Origin of the sequence: Mesorhizobium sp. B2-1-8 (assembly GCF_006442545.2) — a bacterium.
Lineage (GTDB): Bacteria > Pseudomonadota > Alphaproteobacteria > Rhizobiales > Rhizobiaceae > Mesorhizobium.
Genome location: NZ_CP083952.1, coordinates 5,773,173 through 5,788,370, shown reverse-complemented (window position 1 = coordinate 5,788,370; position 15,198 = coordinate 5,773,173). Strand labels below are relative to the sequence as shown.

17 protein-coding genes are annotated in these 15,198 nt (G+C 63.7%); 6 read left to right on the top strand and 11 right to left on the bottom strand.

Annotation, left to right across the window (positions count from 1 at the left end; translation table 11 throughout):
• The 4 genes from FJ970_RS28490 to argE form a co-directional block, all read right to left on the bottom strand.
• Entirely contained in the window at positions 1-1,464 is a 1,464-nt protein-coding gene (locus tag FJ970_RS28490) for an aldehyde dehydrogenase family protein (protein ID WP_140756952.1), read from the bottom strand.
• Positions 1,465-1,613: 149 nt separating this feature from the next.
• Complete coding sequence (locus FJ970_RS28485) at positions 1,614-1,967, bottom strand: cupin domain-containing protein (protein ID WP_140756954.1); 354 nt, start codon at positions 1,965-1,967, stop codon at positions 1,614-1,616.
• Positions 1,968-1,991: 24 nt separating this feature from the next.
• Complete coding sequence (locus tag FJ970_RS28480) at positions 1,992-2,915, bottom strand: 2-hydroxyacid dehydrogenase (protein ID WP_140756957.1); 924 nt, start codon at positions 2,913-2,915, stop codon at positions 1,992-1,994.
• 13 nt (positions 2,916-2,928) lie between these two features.
• Entirely contained in the window at positions 2,929-4,053 is a 1,125-nt protein-coding gene (gene argE, locus FJ970_RS28475) for an acetylornithine deacetylase (protein ID WP_140756959.1), read from the bottom strand.
• 230 nt (positions 4,054-4,283) lie between these two features.
• On the opposite strand from argE, the gene FJ970_RS28470 reads away from it, so the two are divergent.
• Positions 4,284-5,186, top strand: coding sequence for a GNAT family N-acetyltransferase (locus FJ970_RS28470; RefSeq protein WP_140757069.1), 903 nt, complete (start codon positions 4,284-4,286; stop codon positions 5,184-5,186).
• A gap of 382 nt (positions 5,187-5,568) precedes the next feature.
• On the opposite strand, the gene FJ970_RS28465 is transcribed toward FJ970_RS28470, so the two are convergent.
• Positions 5,569-6,033 (bottom strand): hypothetical protein, encoded by a 465-nt coding sequence (locus FJ970_RS28465; RefSeq protein ID WP_140756961.1) that lies wholly within the window; start codon positions 6,031-6,033, stop codon positions 5,569-5,571.
• 196 nt (positions 6,034-6,229) lie between these two features.
• On the opposite strand from FJ970_RS28465, the gene FJ970_RS28460 reads away from it, so the two are divergent.
• Positions 6,230-6,673, top strand: coding sequence for a MerR family transcriptional regulator (locus FJ970_RS28460; RefSeq protein WP_140756963.1), 444 nt, complete (start codon positions 6,230-6,232; stop codon positions 6,671-6,673).
• The gene (locus tag FJ970_RS28455) at positions 6,670-6,816 is read left to right on the top strand and encodes a hypothetical protein (RefSeq protein ID WP_181178380.1); all 147 of its coding nucleotides are present in this window, start codon (positions 6,670-6,672) and stop codon (positions 6,814-6,816) included. Before FJ970_RS28460 ends, FJ970_RS28455 begins: the two co-directional genes overlap by 4 nt.
• Before the next feature lie 39 nt (positions 6,817-6,855).
• Here FJ970_RS28455 and FJ970_RS28450 read toward each other — a convergent pair whose 3' ends face one another.
• The 4 genes from FJ970_RS28450 to FJ970_RS28435 all read right to left on the bottom strand — a co-directional run bounded on the left by FJ970_RS28450 (position 6,856) and on the right by FJ970_RS28435 (position 9,732).
• Entirely contained in the window at positions 6,856-7,668 is an 813-nt protein-coding gene (locus tag FJ970_RS28450; RefSeq protein WP_140756965.1) for an SDR family NAD(P)-dependent oxidoreductase, read from the bottom strand.
• Between the two features lie 122 nt (positions 7,669-7,790).
• Positions 7,791-8,294, bottom strand: a complete 504-nt coding sequence (locus FJ970_RS28445; protein ID WP_140756967.1) for an SRPBCC domain-containing protein — start codon at positions 8,292-8,294, stop codon at positions 7,791-7,793.
• Positions 8,295-8,297: 3 nt separating this feature from the next.
• On the bottom strand, positions 8,298-8,897 hold the full coding sequence (locus tag FJ970_RS28440) for an NADPH-dependent F420 reductase (RefSeq protein WP_140756969.1): 600 nt from the start codon (positions 8,895-8,897) through the stop codon (positions 8,298-8,300).
• 100 nt (positions 8,898-8,997) lie between these two features.
• Positions 8,998-9,732, bottom strand: a complete 735-nt coding sequence (locus tag FJ970_RS28435; RefSeq protein WP_140757071.1) for an SDR family NAD(P)-dependent oxidoreductase — start codon at positions 9,730-9,732, stop codon at positions 8,998-9,000.
• Between the two features lie 267 nt (positions 9,733-9,999).
• Here FJ970_RS28435 and FJ970_RS28430 point away from each other — a divergent pair, with 267 nt between their 5' ends.
• Positions 10,000-10,896, top strand: coding sequence for a LysR family transcriptional regulator (locus FJ970_RS28430; RefSeq protein WP_140756971.1), 897 nt, complete (start codon positions 10,000-10,002; stop codon positions 10,894-10,896).
• Here the strand turns inward: FJ970_RS28430 and FJ970_RS28425 are convergent.
• On the bottom strand, positions 10,893-11,801 hold the full coding sequence (locus FJ970_RS28425) for an MBL fold metallo-hydrolase (RefSeq protein ID WP_140756973.1): 909 nt from the start codon (positions 11,799-11,801) through the stop codon (positions 10,893-10,895). The genes FJ970_RS28430 and FJ970_RS28425 overlap by 4 nt on opposite strands.
• 216 nt (positions 11,802-12,017) lie before the next feature.
• Positions 12,018-13,043, bottom strand: a complete 1,026-nt coding sequence (locus FJ970_RS28420) for a LacI family DNA-binding transcriptional regulator (RefSeq protein WP_140756975.1) — start codon at positions 13,041-13,043, stop codon at positions 12,018-12,020.
• A gap of 195 nt (positions 13,044-13,238) precedes the next feature.
• Between FJ970_RS28420 and FJ970_RS28415 the strand changes: the two genes are divergently transcribed.
• Together FJ970_RS28415 and FJ970_RS28410 are read left to right on the top strand one after the other, a co-directional pair.
• Entirely contained in the window at positions 13,239-14,270 is a 1,032-nt protein-coding gene (locus FJ970_RS28415; RefSeq protein WP_140756977.1) for a Gfo/Idh/MocA family protein, read from the top strand.
• The gene (locus tag FJ970_RS28410) at positions 14,270-15,175 is read left to right on the top strand and encodes a sugar phosphate isomerase/epimerase family protein (protein ID WP_181178381.1); all 906 of its coding nucleotides are present in this window, start codon (positions 14,270-14,272) and stop codon (positions 15,173-15,175) included. Before FJ970_RS28415 ends, FJ970_RS28410 begins: the two co-directional genes overlap by 1 nt.
• Positions 15,176-15,198 lie beyond the last annotated feature (23 nt).

Sequence of the window (15,198 nt, the reverse complement as noted above, 5' to 3'; positions counted from 1 at the left end):
CTAGAGGCTGATCAGGACGCTCTTGGTCCTGCGATTGGCGAGATAGGCCTCGCGGCCGAGGTCCTTGCCGATGCCGGAACGCTTGTAGCCGCCGGTCGGCAGGATATGGTCGCGCGAGCGACTGTAACGGTTGACCCAGACGGTGCCCGCCTCGAGCTTGCGCGCGAAGCGGATGGTGCGGGACAGGTCGGAAGTGAACAGGCCGGAAGCCAGCCCGTAGGTCGAATGGCTGGACAGCGCCAGCGCCTCTTCCTCGGTCTCGAAGGTCTGCACCGTAAGGACCGGGCCGAAGATTTCCTCGACAATTGCAGGATTGGACTGGTCGACACCTCCAATCAGCGTCGGCTCGTAGAAATAGCCGGCGTGGTCCATCATGTTGCCGCCGGTCAGGCATTCGCCGCCGGCCTCGACCGCTGCCCGCACGATACCGCCAATACGCGCCCGCTGTCGTTCGGAGATGATGGGGGAGTACTGCGTCGTCGCATCCCAGGTCGGGCCAGGCCGGGCCGCCTTCATCTTTCCCAGGATGGCGGCCGTCAGCCTGTCGGCCACGCTCTTCTCGACGATCAGGCGCGTGCCGGCCACGCAGGCCTGGCCAGCGTTGAAGGTGACGCTGCCGGCGATTGCGATGGCCGCCTTGTCGAGATCGGCATCGGCAAAGACGAGCTGCGGGCTCTTGCCGCCGAGTTCCAGCGTCATCGGCTTGACGCCGGTGCGGGCGACATTCTCCATGATGGCCGATCCGGCGCGGGTCGAGCCGGTGAAGGAGACCTTGGCGATGTCGGGATGACCGGTCAGCGCCGTGCCGGTCGTCGGACCATCGCCCAGGACCACGTTGACGAGCCCAGCCGGCAGGCCAGCCCTAACAGCGAGCTGCGCGATGTAGACGGTCGAGAACGGCGTCATCTCGGAGGGCTTCAGCACAACCGCGTTGCCCGCCGCCAGTGCCGGGCCGAGCTTCCACCCGGCCATCGACAGGGGAAAATTCCAGGGCGTGATCGCACCAACCACGCCATAGGGCTCGCTCATGATCATGCCGAGACTGCCGTCGTCGGTCGGCGCCAAGTCGCCGCCTTCCTTGTCGGCGAATTCGGCAAAGAAACGGATCTGCTCGGCGGTAATGGCGATGTCGCCGGCGACAAGCTGGCCGACGGGTCGGGTCGAGCACAGCGCCTCGATCCTCGCCAACGTTGCCGCTTCCGCTTCGATCAGATCGGCCCAGGCCTGGAGTGCCTTGGTGCGCTCACGCGGCCGGACGCCGCCCCAGTTGCTGGCCTTCAGTGCCGCTTTGGCGCTCTCCACCGCACGGTCGACCATGTCTATGCCGGCCACGGGACAGGCAACATATGATTTGCCATCCGACGGGCGGCGTATCTCGATCCCGTCCTCAGCCGAGATCAACTCCCCGCCGATGAAATGACCGACGGGAAGGGGGATCGTATCGGGATCGAAGCTCAGGCTCATCGACAACCACTCTGCGGCATCGGCAGGAGCCTAGCGCGTGCCGGCACGCAGCATGCGCTGTTCGGGGTTCCGCCACCGACGAATGTTGTGTGCTGGGTCCGGGGGACGGCAAAATCTTCCGCGCGGGCCAGCACCTCGCTCGGATCCTGTCATCCCACGGTCACGTAGATCTTGCGCACCGTTTCGATCGTTTTCCAAATACCGGTGAAGCCAGGCTTCATCACGAAGCTGTCGCCAGCGCGGTAGGTCATCGTCGCGCCGGCATCGGGCGTGATTTCTATCACGCCGGAGAGGATGTGGCAGAACTCGAATGTCTCCCCCTTGATCGAGCGCGTTTCGCCTGGGGTCGCTTCCCAGACGCCTGTATGGACGAGGTCGTCCTTGGCGACATCCTGCGCCCAGGTCTTGAAGGCAGGGTCGCCGGCAATCAGCCGCTCAGGCAGCGCCTTGGATTCGCGTGGCGAAAAGCTTGGGTTGGTATCGACGGTTTTGAGCAGCGACATGAGGACGGCCTTTCTGGTTGGACTTCAATAACCGCGCGACCGGTCGACGAGCCCGATCGGCTCGACACCGGCGCGGTGGCGCCTGATGTTGTCGATGACGGCGCGTGCGGCGGTCGCGGGCTGGGTGACGCTGGCGACATGCGGAGTGAGGAGGATCTTCGGATGCGACCAGAACGGATGGTCCGCGGGCAGGGGTTCAGGATCGGTCACGTCGATCATCGCCGCTGAAAGGCGGTCGCGGTCGAGTGCGGTGACAAGCGCGGCGTGGTCGAGCTGTGGCCCCCGACCGGTGTGGACGAGAGCCGCGCCTTCGGGCAGTTTCGCGAACAGGTCGGCATCGAGGAAGCCGCGGGTGTCCTCGGTCAGCGGCAGCAGGCAGATCAATATGTCGCTGGCCATGAGCATCCTCTCCAGCCCGATCTCGCCGTGATGGCAGGTCACGCCTTCGATCTGCCGCGGCGAGCGGCTCCAGCCGGCGAGGGGAAACCCGAAGGGCTTCAGCCGGTCAAGGACGGCCTGGCCGAGCTGTCCGAGGCCGAGCACGCCGATCCGGCGCGATCCAGCCTGGAGTTGCAGGACGTCACGCCATTCGCCGGCGCGCTGCTGCGCCAGATAGGCCGGCAGGTTGCGGTGCAGGGCAAGTACGGCCAGCGTCACATATTCCTGCATCATGCGCACGATGCCCTCCTCGACCATGCGCACGATCTTCACCTTCCCGGGCACCGCCTCGAGGCGAAACTGGTCGACACCAGCGCCGATTGAAAACAGGACTTCCAGGTTCCTGTAGCGGGCGAGGTTCTCCGGCACCGTCCAGGTGATCAGGTAACGCACGGTGTCGGGATCGACTGTCCCAGCATCAATCGCGAAGGGGATGTCCGGCAATTCTTTGGCGAAAGCGTCGGCGAAGACCGCGCCGCGCCGCGCATCGGAATTGAACAGGAATGTCATTTCCGGTTCCCCTTCAGGCCGTGCAACGGACACCCAGCGCTTCGATCATCCGCTGGCAGGCCGTGAGTTCGCTGGCGAGAATATATTCGTCCGGCTTGTGGGCGCGGCCAATGTCGCCCGGGCCGCAGATGATCGCGTCGAAGCCGGCACCCTGGTAGAGCCCGGCCTCCGTGCCGTAGCTGACGGCGGCAAGCGGCGCTTCGCCGGTCAGTGCGTGCAGCAGTCCGGCAAGTGGCGCGCCCGGCGGCAGCGATAGCGCCGGATAGGCGCTCATTGGCTCCCACTCTATCCGAAAGCCTCCGGCCGCGAGTGCTTCGGCCCGCGCCTTGACCGGCGCGAGCAGGCTGGCCGGGTCGACACCGGGTATGGCACGCGCCTCGAGGTCCAGCGTGCAGCTGTCGGGGATGATGTTGACCGACTGTCCGCCCGCGATCACGCCGGCCTGCAGCGAAGAATAGGCTGGCTCGAAGACAGGGTCGAAAGGACCGTGTGTCAGCCGCTCGGCTTCACTCACGGCAGCGGCGAGCACTTCGGACATCGCATGGATGGCGTTGAGCCCGAGATCGGGCCGGGAGGAATGGCCCGACCGCCCCTTGATAATCACGCGGGCGGCCGCCTTGCCCTTGTGGCCACGCACGGCGCGCATGCCGCTCGGCTCGCCGACGATGACGCCGAGCGGCTTCGCGCAAAGGTCGGGAAGCCGGGCGATCAAATGCGGCACGCCGCGGCACCCAATCTCCTCGTCGTAGGAGAAGGCGAGGTGGATCGGCCTGGCAAGGCGCAGCCGCGCCAACGCAGGCACCGCCGCGAGCGCTGCGGCAAGAAAGCCCTTCATATCCGTGGTGCCGCGTCCGTAGAGGCGGTCGCCGTCCGGACGCAGCACGAAAGGGGATGAACTCCACTGCGGCTCGCCAGCGGGAACGACGTCCATGTGGCCAGACAGGATGTAGCCCGGCACATCGGCGGGGCCGATCGTTGCAAAAAGATTGGAGCGGTTACCCTCCGGGCCTGGAAGTAGGGTGACCTTTATTCCGTGCCCCGCGAGGTGGGCCTCGATCCAGCCAACGATGTCATCGTTTGGCTTGCCGGCGACCGATGGAAAGGCGACGAGGCGGTCGAGGATATCGAAGACGTCCATTCCTGCCCTCAAACATTTGGGTGCGCCGATTGGTGCCGTCGACCATAAGCTGCAACAATTCGAAAGAGGATGTGCGGCTTCTTTCGCGATTGCGTGCCGAAAGCGGAAGTGTTTCAGTTGAATCTTGCGTTGATGTGCGGCTTTCTAGCAAATCGTATCGATGGTTTGTTTTAGCGTTGGCAGGAGCATGGGTGGCCTGTGTTTCACTCGTTACGCGGTCTTTCAGAGGCATGGAATTGAAGCCGTCCGGAAGCTTGAAAATCGATGCCTTCTCGATGCGGATCGGCGACATCGAAGGCGTCGAACTCGACCGGTTGCACGCGCACTCTCTATCCGTGGGATGGCCGCATCGCGCCGAGGACTGGCAATTCCTGCGCGAATCGGGACGGGGGTTCGTTGCGCTCGACGAGATCGGCCGGGTGCTCGGCTCGGCCATGTGGTTCCCGCATGGCGACGATTTCGCGACCGTTGGGATGGTCATCACCTCGCCGCGGCTGCAGACGCTGGGAGCCGGCCAGTGGCTGATGAAGCGGGTCTTCGACAACGTGGTCGGGCGCGACTTGCGCCTCAATGCGACCCGGGCGGCAAAGCGGCTCTATCTTTCGCTCGACTTCAAGCCGGAGAAGACCGTCTATCACTGCCATGGGATTGCCCGCGCCGCCACGGCGGCTGGAATAGACAGGGAGTGTGGCGAGTTGCGCCGGCTGGTGGCCGAGCACTTGCCGGCGATCATCGCGCTCGATGCGGTCGGTTTCGGAGTGCATAGAGCGGCACTTGTCGAAAAGCTGTTCGAACAATCTGTTGGCTACGGGCTCTTCGACGAGGGGGCGCTCAAGGCCTTCGCTCTCTGCCGGCCCTTCGGCCGCGGCCATGTCGTCGGTCCGGTCATCGCGGAGCGAGATACCGATGCCATCGCAGTGGTCCGGCCGCACATCGCCGATCATTCGGGCAGTTTCCTCCGGGTGGACACGCATATGGGAAGCGGCGAATTCGCCGCCTTTCTGGCGCACAGCGGAATGCCGGTCTTCGACACGGTACTGACCATGTCGATGGGCAAACGCCTCGCCGATTTTGCGGTCGACGGTGCAGCTTCACCGGTAACTTATGCTCTGGCCAGTCAAACTCTCGGATAGGTCAGCCGAGGATGCGGGCCGTCGCGACTGCCTAAGCTGACGGTATTTTTGCAGGCGGCGTCGGGGCGCAGCCAAACGTCCCGAGGTCTGGAAATCAACCGACCGTCTCCGATAGTTGGTGAAACCCCTAAATTTTTTTGCGACGATTTTCTCTTTAAATCAGAAGCGTAACTTTTTGACGGTCTTCATGTCGGCATTCGCGCGGCGTTGAAAACTATTCGACAGTGAACTCAATAGGTTATATGCAATTTGAGCAATCGGGTGAGAGTGGCAGGTAGTACTGCGGAGTACAATAGAGTAAAATAGCGGGCTCCAGGAAAGTGCTGCTCAGCGATAGACATCGATAGTAGTCGAACGACGCATTTGCTGAAACAACCGCAGTTCAACTGGAATGCGAAGTGCGCAAGGCTTTGTGTGGCAGATATTTGTCCAGTCCCCAGAGCAATAGTCCGAACACCAAGTGCGGCACGAACGACGCCGGAATAAGTTTCGGACCGACATTGAATCCTGCAAGCCCCCACCCCACGAATGGGAAGAAGACCACAAGGATCACCAGCCAAAGTGCTCCGGCGAGCGCCAATGCCGTCGTGAGATCGCGCCGCGAAAAATAGCGTACGAAGATCACCGCCCAGAATGTCACGTAGGCGGCGTGGAACAGCAAGCCTACCGGCAACGGCAGCGACCGGCCCAACAAGGTCTCCGCGAAAGCCAGCGAAGGTGGTTTTGGAAAAGGCGATGCGCCGGCAGCTGTCAGTGCAAGCATCACGATGGCTGTAATCACCGCAATGATCACGCCGATGCCGATGGCTCTCCGCCATGAGCGGCCATTGGCGTTAGTGTTTGTCATCGACTTCCTCCTTCGAGTGTCAAGTGTCGCTCGGCGGCTATCGCGCGATAAGCGCAGCGACAACGATCGGCTCGATGGCCGGCCAGGGCTTCGTGCGGTTTCATTCTCGTTCCCTCTCCTGGCGATCGGTTCTAGCCAGAACATAAGGCCTCAAGTAGCTTGAGGTTCAAGTCCTTTCGAACAAGGAGCCGACGTCATGAAAATAGGCGAACTCGCGCAGCGAACCCGCACGAACGCGCCCACTATCCGCTACTATGAGGAGATCGGGCTGCTACCTGTTCCGGCACGGCGTGCCGGCGGCCAACGGACCTACGACGAGCCCGACCGCAGACGGCTGGCTTTCGTCCGGCAATGTCGCGAGTTCGGATTTCCAATCGAACAGGTCCGCTCGCTGGTCAAGCTGACGGAGGATAGTGACCGGTCGTGCATGGAGGCGCGCTCCATCGCGCAGGTTCATCTCGGCGCGGTACGCGAGAAGGTCGTGGAATTGAAAGGACTGGAACGCACCTTGGCCGATTTCATCGAACGCTGCGATGCAATCTGCTGCGGAGGCCCAGGACCGGACTGCGTGATCCTCAAGGACATGGCGGAGCCGGTGTCCGGCGACGCGCCCCTTACGGGTCGAAGGAAGCGCCGGTGATCAAAACCGCGATTGTCTATGTCGCCGCCGCGTTCTTCGAGATCGCCGGCTGTTTCAGCTTCTGGACGTGCGTTCGCGAAGGGAGGGCGGGTGGTGGCTCGCGCCTGGTGTTACGTCGCTGGCACTGTTTGCATGGCTGTTGACACAGACCGACACCGCCGCTGCCGGGCTAGGCTAGACGCTTAGGCGACGAAGCGGACCACGCCGCCATCCACGCGCAGAGCCGCGCCAGTGGTTGCGGAGGCCTGCTCCGAGCACACATAGACGATCATGTTGGCGACCTCGTCGGTGGTCGCGAAACGCTGGATGAGGGTGGTCGGACGCATAGTCCTCAAGAAGCCTTGTTCGGCTTCCTCTTGCATGATTCCGTTTGCCTCAGCCTGCTTTGCCATGAAGTCACCCAGGATCTCAGACCGGGTAGGTCCCGGCAGGACGGCATTGACGGTGACACCCGTGCCCGCGACCGCCTCGGCAAGACCGCGCGATACCGCGAGTTGCGCGGTCTTGGTCATGCCGTAGTCGAGCATCTCCTTGGGAATGTTGACCGCGGACTCGCTGCTCACGAACACGACGCGGCCCCAGCCCTTCGCCACCATGCGCGGCACGTAGTGACGCGTCATGCGCACGCCGCTCATCACGTTCAGCTGGAACAGGCCAAGCCAGTCCTCGTCGGGGATCTTCGCGATGTCCTCGACGCCGTTGTAGTCCCGGATGTGAGCCGTACCCACATTGTTCACGAGGATATCGGCGTCGGGCGCCTGCGCGAAGAATGTGTCGGCGCCCTCCGCGGTCGACAGATCGGCGGCGACGCCGGAGATCTCGCTGTCCGGGAAAGACTGGCGCATCTGCCGCACCGCCTCGTCGACCCGGGCATTCCCACGGCCATTAATGACGACCGACGCCCCGGCGCGAGCTAAACCCTCCGCGGTGGCGCGGCCGATGCCTGCCGTCGACCCGGTGACGATCGCCGTCCGGCCCTTGAGTTTGATATTCATGTCATTCATCTCCTGTTGTTGTTGTGAGCGGCTAAGGCGATCGATGCGCTGAAGCGCATCGTTCCCCTCGACCGAGAGCCTTGAAACCTGGCCCGTGCGGCCCAGGCTTCAGGACAAATGCACTAACCTGCCTTTTTCGCGACATCCGCCTCCGCCGCGCGGGCGAGGCTTTCGACCCATTTCTGGTGATAGCGGTAGAGCGCACCGGGATGCTTGCGTCCGAGTTCCTCGAGGAACCGGGGGCCTTGCTGTGTCTCCTCGGTCAGCACATGACAACCATTGCTCGTGGGAGTGATGACCCAGCCGTGGTACGCGCTCGAGCCGGTCTCGTCGCCATCGACGGTCGTCGCCCATGCAAGCCTGCGGAAGGGCTCGCATTCCGTCACGACCAGACTCATCGGGAATCCGACCGTCACCCGGCTGTATTTGGCTCCGAGCGCAAGTTCCGGCTCACCGGTCAGGATCTTGACCTGATCCTCGGCAGGAAAGTAGCTCGACCAGTTCTCGGCGTGGGCCAGCAGCCTCCATACCACTTGAGGGGGCGCCTTCGCGTCGATGTCATTGAGCGCATAGATGGCCGACGTTTTGGGATCGTGCTTCTCGGGCCAAATCACACGGTCGTACATCGATTACTGCTCCTTCTTGAACAAATCCTGGAAGATGAGCTGGCCCCAAACACGGCCGCGTGCGTGCACCAGCGCGCCACCCTCGTTGAGCTTTCCCAGCTTGACGGGTGCGAACCCGAGTTGTTTGGCCAAGGCCGCCACGGGAGCGATCGCGTCCTCGTCGTCGCTCGACAGAAAGACGACCCGGTGCCCGCCCTCGACGATCGGATCGGCTGCCAAAGTGGCCGCAATCAGGTGATTGAAGCCTTTCACGAACTTGGCGCCGGTGAACGCCTTCGCGACGAAGGCGGAGGACGGGAGACCGTCCAACTCCTCAGGGGGGACTAACGCGTTCATCGCGTCGATGACCGTCTTGCCTTTCCAACTCGGCAGGGCCTTCGCAACCTCGCGATGCTCGCCGAACGGGACCGCCAAGATGATCATGTCGGCCTCGAGCGCGTCCCGCAACGACTTGGCGACGACCGTGGGTCCAATCGCCCCAGCCTGCGGCGCCAACGCCTCGGGCGGCCGGCGGCTCGCGACGGCCACCTCGATGTTTTTACGGGCAAAGGCGCGGGCGAGGGCCTGGCCTATCTTACCGAATCCTACAATCGCATAGCTCATGATACTTCTCCGATCCATGTTGATATTGGTTCCCCGGCTCTCAACGGCACCGGGTTGTCTGTTCCCGCCGATCAGCCGCTTCCCGCGATCCGGCGCGATTTCAGATCGCCGAGAATCCTCCGTCGACAGACAACTCCAGCCCATTCACGAAGCTCGAATCGTCTGAAGCCAGAAACAGCGCGGCCGCCGCAATTTCCTCGGGACGCCCCATCCTTCCCCGCGGGATCAGGGATTCGAACATCCGCTTCGCCTCCTCGGTGAGAACTTGGTCCTGCATCGGTGTGGCGATCGGCCCCGGGTGCAGCACGTTCACCCGGATATTCCTGCTCTTCAGTTCGTTGAGCCACCCGCGTGCGAATGCCTGCAACGCCGCCTTGCTCGCCGCATACACGCTGTAACCAGGAAAACCTTTCGCCGAAGCCACTGATCCGGTCATGAAGATCGATCCGCCATCGTTGAACAGCGGCAACGCCTTCTGAACCGTGAACAGCGTGCCGCGCGTATTCAGGCCGAAGGTCGCATCGAAATGCTGCTCGGTAATCTCGCCCAGTGGGACGGCTTCGCCCGTGCCGGCGCTCGCATACAGGACATCGATCTTGCCTTTTTCCCGCTTGACCGTGTCGAACAGGCGGTCGAGGTCGTCGAGATTGGCCGCATCGCCGCGCACGCCGGTCACGTTCCGGCCAATCAGCCTGATGGCCTCGTCCAGCGCCTCCTGCCTCCGGCCCGTGATGAAAACGTAGGCGCCTTCTTCGACGAACCGCTTGGCGCTCGCCAGCGCCATGCCGCTCGATCCGCCTGTGACGACTGCAACTTTACCGTCTAGCTTTCCCATGACTTCTCCTTTTGTGATGTCGGACAGCATCTGCCTCCGAGAACCTCGAAATGGGTCCGCCGGCGTCAGTTGTTGAGTGAGGAAGCGCGCACATCGGTGGTGCAAAATCGATCCGGCTGGACGACTGACGCCGTGCCGCGACGATCGGTATCAGTCGTTCGGAATTGGGTCGCGCTCGTCGATATAAGCTATGATGGCGGCCGTACTGCTGTACGATGCGTTCGATACGGACTTTGGAAAGCGCACCACGCGGTGCGGGATTGCACCATGATCGACTGGGATGACATTCGCCACTTTCTTGCCGTCTCGCGTGGAGGCTCGGTGCGGGCCGCCGCCGAGCGCCTCGGTGTGAACCACTCGACCGTGCTGCGACGCGTCGCCCAACTTGAGGAACGCCTCGGGGCGCAGATGTTCGAAAAGCTGCCTTCGGGCTACCGCCTGACGGCTGCGGGCGAGGAGGTCCTCGAGTTCGCGGACCAGATGGAAGCGTCGTCGCACTTGCTGGAGACGCGCGTCTTCGGGCGCGACGAGAGCGTGCGCGGGCTTCTGCGGGTGACGCTGGCACCGCCCCTCGCGACACACCTGCTGATGCCGGATTTCGCCGATTTCGCGCGTCTGCATCCGGACATCGAGATGGAAATCTTGTCGGCCGGCGAACTGGCAAATCTGACCAATCGAGAGGCCGACGTGGCGATCCGCGTCGTCTACGACCGCAAAACCCTGCCGCTCAATCTTCACGGCCTGAAAGGACCGGAGCTGTTCGGCGGCGTCTACATGTCCCGCGATCTACTGGCTGCGTGGCGAGCGGGGGCGCCGGACCCCATCCGGTGGATCGTCATAAGCATTCATGGAATTCCGGATTGGGCCCGCGAGGGTGAGGTTCGCACCACGGGGGTTCCGTTCAGGACCACGGACAGCGAGGCGCAGATCGTTGCGGTACGGCAAGGGCTCGGGATCACGACGCTGCCGTGCTTCGTCGGAGATGCCGACCCCCTGCTGGCGAGGGTGCCGGGCACCGACCTGCACATGTATGGAACGCTCTGGCTTCTCACGCAGGGGGAGACACGCAAGACGAAGCGCGTGCGGCTCCTCACGGAATTCGTATCCCGCAGGCTCGCCGCATACGCTCCGCTTCTCACAGGGCTGTCCATGTCGCGCGACTAGACGATGAGGGTGGTGAAATCCGTCGCGACAAGGCTGTTCGTAAATGTCCGGACGGCTTCCGCGAGAAGTTCTTCGTCGCGATAGCGGCCGGAGATGTGGGTAAGAACGAGCTGCTTTACATCGCTGGTCGCTGCCAGCGAAGCTGCCTCCGCAGCTGTCAGATGTCCGTAGTTGCGCGCCATCGTTGCATCTCGTTCGAGGAATGTGGCTTCGATGACCAGCAGGTCGGCGCCGCTCACCTGGTCGGCCAATCCATTGGTGGTTTCGACGTCGCCTACAATGATCAGTTTCTTGCCAGCTTCGGGTGGTCCGAGGACGGCTTCGGGTGCAATCATTCTGCCGTCGGGGAGAGAAATCGAGCGGCCTTCGGCCAGGTCCTTCCGGATCGGACCGTCTGGCACGCCCAGAGCCACCAAGCGGTCGGGACGGAGGTGACGACGCGCCGGCGTCTCGAAGATGAAGCCGTAGCTGCCGGTGTCGCGATGGCGAACTTGAAAGCAGTCGACCGTGAACTCATCCACCTCGAACACGCGTCCGGGAACGAGCGGCACGAGTTGCAGCGGGATCGGCGCGCGTCCCTCACCCCAAAGGCCAGCGAGCATGCGGGCGACGACGTCGAGAGTGTCGGCGCTGCCATGAATGGTCACAAGGTCCTCGCTCTGCCGGAGCCGAAGCGTCGAGAACAAGCCCGGAATCCCGAGCACATGGTCGAAATGCGCGTGCGTGAGGAGCAGGCGATCAAGTCGCCTGAATCCGGCGCCGCTGCTCAGAAGCTGACGCTGGGTGCCTTCCCCGCAATCGACCAGCACCCGTTGACCGCCGGCTTCAATGAGCAGCGCCGGGTGGTTGCGCTCGGCCGAGGGCACGCTGGCCGAGGTGCCAAGGAAGACAAGCCTGAAGGTCATGCGAGCAGTCTACCTCGCGGGCAACGAGACCTCAAAGCGAGCGAAAGAGCGGTCGTGGACAGGCTTCGCGTACGCGCGCCAGTCATCGGATGCAAACGCCACAAAGCGCCATACGGCAGCGGCGCACCCTCCCTGAGGTTCACTCGTGAGGGTTCCTCCCAGGCGTCGCTTTGCTTCAGGCAGCCGCAGCCTCGATCCGCACCGGGATCAGTATGATCAATCGCTATCGCGCGCAATTAGCTCCAGCGGCCAGACCTCGCGCATGATGCGCGGGCCCTCCGCGCCGGCGAAGGCAGGAAGCGACGCCAGCAGCATTTCGGCGAGCCGCCGTCCCATCGGCTGCAGCGCCGGGCGGAAAGCAGTCAGCGCCGGCGAGAAATAGCGGCAGAGCGGCGTATCGACGATGACGGTCACCGCCATGTCGTGACCCGGCTTGATGCCCATCTCGGCCAGCGCCTTGCAGCCGCCAAGCGCCATGGCGTCATTGTTGAAGATGATGGCGGTCGGCGGGTCCTTGCAGCGCATCACCCGCGGTGTCACTTCGTAGCCCCCGGCCTCGTTGATGAAGCCGTCGGCGATCAGACCGGGATCGACGGCGATGCCATGCCTGCGCAAGGCCTTGCGATAGCCGTCGACGAACAGATAGCCGAAATTGAGATCGAGCGATGGGCGGATGGCGGCGATGCGGCGATGGCCGCGCGCCACCAGCCGGTCGACCGCGTCGGCGCCTGCTTTTTCGAAATCGAGATCGAGCGAGGGATAGGTCTTGTCGCCGGAGCGGCTGCGACCGAGCGTGGCGAAGGGGAAGCCGGCCTGGGTGAGATAGTCGATGCGTTCGTCCTCGCGCCGCGTCCAGGCCAGCACCACCGCGTCGGCACGACGCGTCTCGACGACACGCCGCAGGCGCTCCTGCTGATAGTCGCCCGGCGCGCCCATCACCACGATCAGGTCAAGCCCGCTTTCGGCGAGCCGGCCTTGCAACCCAGTCAGGAACGGAATGAAGAACGGCTCGCCATATTCCTGGTCGCCCGGATGCGGCTGCAGCATGAAGGCGATCGAACGAGTGGCGCCTTGCCTGAGACTGCGGCCGGACTGGTTCGGCGAATAGTTGAGAGCCCTGGCCGCCTCGAGCACGCGCTGGCGCGTGTCGGCATTGACGTCGGCGCGACCGTTCAGCGCCCGCGATACCGTGCCGATCGAAATGTTCAGGTGACGGGCAAGGTCGTGAATGCTGGACGCCAAGTGACTGTTTCTCCCCATGCTTGGCTAGCACCGGTGGCCGCCCGGGCCAAGGCGCAACGACGATTTTCGTGGGCTGCCGATTGACATTCTACGCCTTCGGGTGTGTTCTCGTAAACGTTTACGGAGAAACGTTTGCGGTAATGCCGTGAACGCCGGGACGATCGGCCTGGAGGGGCCGAGAGGGAGGAGTGCTGGATGATCGACGCCGTCCTGGTCGGCTGCGGAGCGATGAGCAAGGCCTGGCTCGATGCCGCGCGGCGGATCGATGGGCTTGCCATTGTCGGCCTTGTCGACCTCGATGCCGACAGGGCGAAGGCGAGGGCGCGAGAATACGACCTCGGTGGTGCCGTCATCGGCACCAGCCTCGACGCCGTGCTCGACCAGACCCGACCGCAAGCGGTGTTCGATGTAGTGGTTCCCGCCGCCCGGCGCGACGTTGCGTTTTCCGCCTTTGCCCATCATTGCCATCTGCTGACGGAAAAGCCGCTCGCCGATAGCCCGGAAAATGCCCGCGCCATCGTCGAGGCCGCCCGCCAGGCCGGGCGCATCCATGCCGTCGTCCAAAACCGCCGCTACGTCGCCAATGTCAGACGCATCCGGAGGTTTCTGGACTCCGGCGCCATCGGCAAGCCGACCAGCATCCACGCCGACTTTTTCGTTGCGCCGCATTTCGGCGGTTTTCGCGAGGAGATGGCGCATGTGCTGCTGCTCGACATGGCGATCCACACATTCGACGCCGCCCGCTACATGGTCGATGGCGAGCCGGCCGGCGTCCATTGCCAGGAATGGGAACCGGCCAATTCCTGGTACCGACAGGGCTCGTCGGCCAGCGCGGTCTTCGATCTCGGTGGCGGCAAGGTCTTCACTTATGCGGGCAGCTGGTGCGCGGCCGGCTTCCGCACCAGTTGGGAGGGCAGCTGGCGCATCGTCGCCGAGCGCGGCAGCCTGATCTGGGACGGCCATGACGGGTTGAAGGCGGAAGTGGTGGTGCCGGGCCGCGACGGCATGTTCGACAAAATCCAGCCAATCGAGGTGCCGGCGCTCGATCCCGCCGACCGCGTCGAGGGCCATCTCGGCATCATCAGGGATTTCATGCATGCCATCGAGACCGGCACCGAGCCGGAAACGCGCGGCGCCGACAACATCAAGAGCCTGGCCATGGTCTTTGGCGCCATCGAGAGCGCCGAAACCGGACGCCGCGTGATGATCGCAAAGGAAGCACATTGATGCCAAACCCGCTTCTCGACATCAGGATCGGCACCATGGTGCGGGCCAACCTCGACGACCCGGCCGCCTACATCAAGGCAATCCTGCCGCTCGGCTTCGAGAGCATTCAGCCCTTCTTCTGGCAGACGCTGGGTGGCAAGGACCTGCCCCGGCTGGCCGGCCAGATCCACGAGGCGATCGGCGACGCCGATGTCACGGTGTCCTCGCTCGGCGTGTTCGGCAATCCGCTGGAGGGCGGCGATATCGACCGTGGCGTGCTCCAGGCTTGGGAGACGGTCATCGACAATGCGCATTTGTTCGGCGCCTCGATGGTCTGCGGCTTTACCGGCCGGCTCCGCGGCAAGCCGCTGACAGACAGCCTGCCGCGCTTTCGGGAGGTGTGGGGGCCGCTCGCCAGGCGCGCCGCCGACAAGGGCGTTCGCATCGCCTTCGAGAACTGTGCGATGGACGGCAACTGGGCTGCCGGAGACTGGAACATCGCCCACAATCCGGATGCCTGGGAGCTGATGTTCAACGAGTTGCCTGACGACAATCTCGGCCTCGAATGGGAGCCCTGCCACCAGCTCGTGTATCTGATCGATCCGATGCCGCAGATCCGCAAATGGGCACCGCGCATCTTCCACGTCCACGGCAAGGACGCGACGGTGCGCTGGGACGTCATTCGCGAGCACGGGGTGTTCGGCCGGCTGCCGTTCGTGCAGATGCGCACGCCGGGCTTCGGCGACAGCGACTGGACGCGGGTGATCAGCGAATTGCGGCTGGCCGGGTACAAGGGCGCCATCGACATCGAAGGCTGGCACGATCCGGTCTATCGCGGTGACCTCGAGATCACGGGGCAGGCGCGGGCGCTGGAGTATCTCAAGCTATGCCGGGGAGGTGCGAGCTACCTGCCAAATCCGGCGTGAGGATCGGTCGGCGGGAGGAGCCG

Excerpts from the sequence above, each read along its gene's own strand:
- FJ970_RS28490 (WP_140756952.1), bottom strand. The coding sequence starts at position 1,464 with ATGAGCCTGAGCTTCGATCCCGATACGATCCCCCTTCCCGTCGGTCAT.
- FJ970_RS28485 (WP_140756954.1), bottom strand. The coding sequence starts at position 1,967 with ATGTCGCTGCTCAAAACCGTCGATACCAACCCAAGCTTTTCGCCACGC.
- FJ970_RS28480 (WP_140756957.1), bottom strand. The coding sequence starts at position 2,915 with ATGACATTCCTGTTCAATTCCGATGCGCGGCGCGGCGCGGTCTTCGCC.
- argE (WP_140756959.1), bottom strand. The coding sequence starts at position 4,053 with ATGGACGTCTTCGATATCCTCGACCGCCTCGTCGCCTTTCCATCGGTC.
- FJ970_RS28470 (WP_140757069.1), top strand. The coding sequence starts at position 4,284 with ATGGAATTGAAGCCGTCCGGAAGCTTGAAAATCGATGCCTTCTCGATG.
- FJ970_RS28465 (WP_140756961.1), bottom strand. The coding sequence starts at position 6,033 with ATGACAAACACTAACGCCAATGGCCGCTCATGGCGGAGAGCCATCGGC.
- FJ970_RS28460 (WP_140756963.1), top strand. The coding sequence starts at position 6,230 with ATGAAAATAGGCGAACTCGCGCAGCGAACCCGCACGAACGCGCCCACT.
- FJ970_RS28450 (WP_140756965.1), bottom strand. The coding sequence starts at position 7,668 with ATGAATATCAAACTCAAGGGCCGGACGGCGATCGTCACCGGGTCGACG.
- FJ970_RS28445 (WP_140756967.1), bottom strand. The coding sequence starts at position 8,294 with ATGTACGACCGTGTGATTTGGCCCGAGAAGCACGATCCCAAAACGTCG.
- FJ970_RS28440 (WP_140756969.1), bottom strand. The coding sequence starts at position 8,897 with ATGAGCTATGCGATTGTAGGATTCGGTAAGATAGGCCAGGCCCTCGCC.
- FJ970_RS28435 (WP_140757071.1), bottom strand. The coding sequence starts at position 9,732 with ATGGGAAAGCTAGACGGTAAAGTTGCAGTCGTCACAGGCGGATCGAGC.
- FJ970_RS28430 (WP_140756971.1), top strand. The coding sequence starts at position 10,000 with ATGATCGACTGGGATGACATTCGCCACTTTCTTGCCGTCTCGCGTGGA.
- FJ970_RS28425 (WP_140756973.1), bottom strand. The coding sequence starts at position 11,801 with ATGACCTTCAGGCTTGTCTTCCTTGGCACCTCGGCCAGCGTGCCCTCG.
- FJ970_RS28415 (WP_140756977.1), top strand. The coding sequence starts at position 13,239 with ATGATCGACGCCGTCCTGGTCGGCTGCGGAGCGATGAGCAAGGCCTGG.
- FJ970_RS28410 (WP_181178381.1), top strand. The coding sequence starts at position 14,270 with ATGCCAAACCCGCTTCTCGACATCAGGATCGGCACCATGGTGCGGGCC.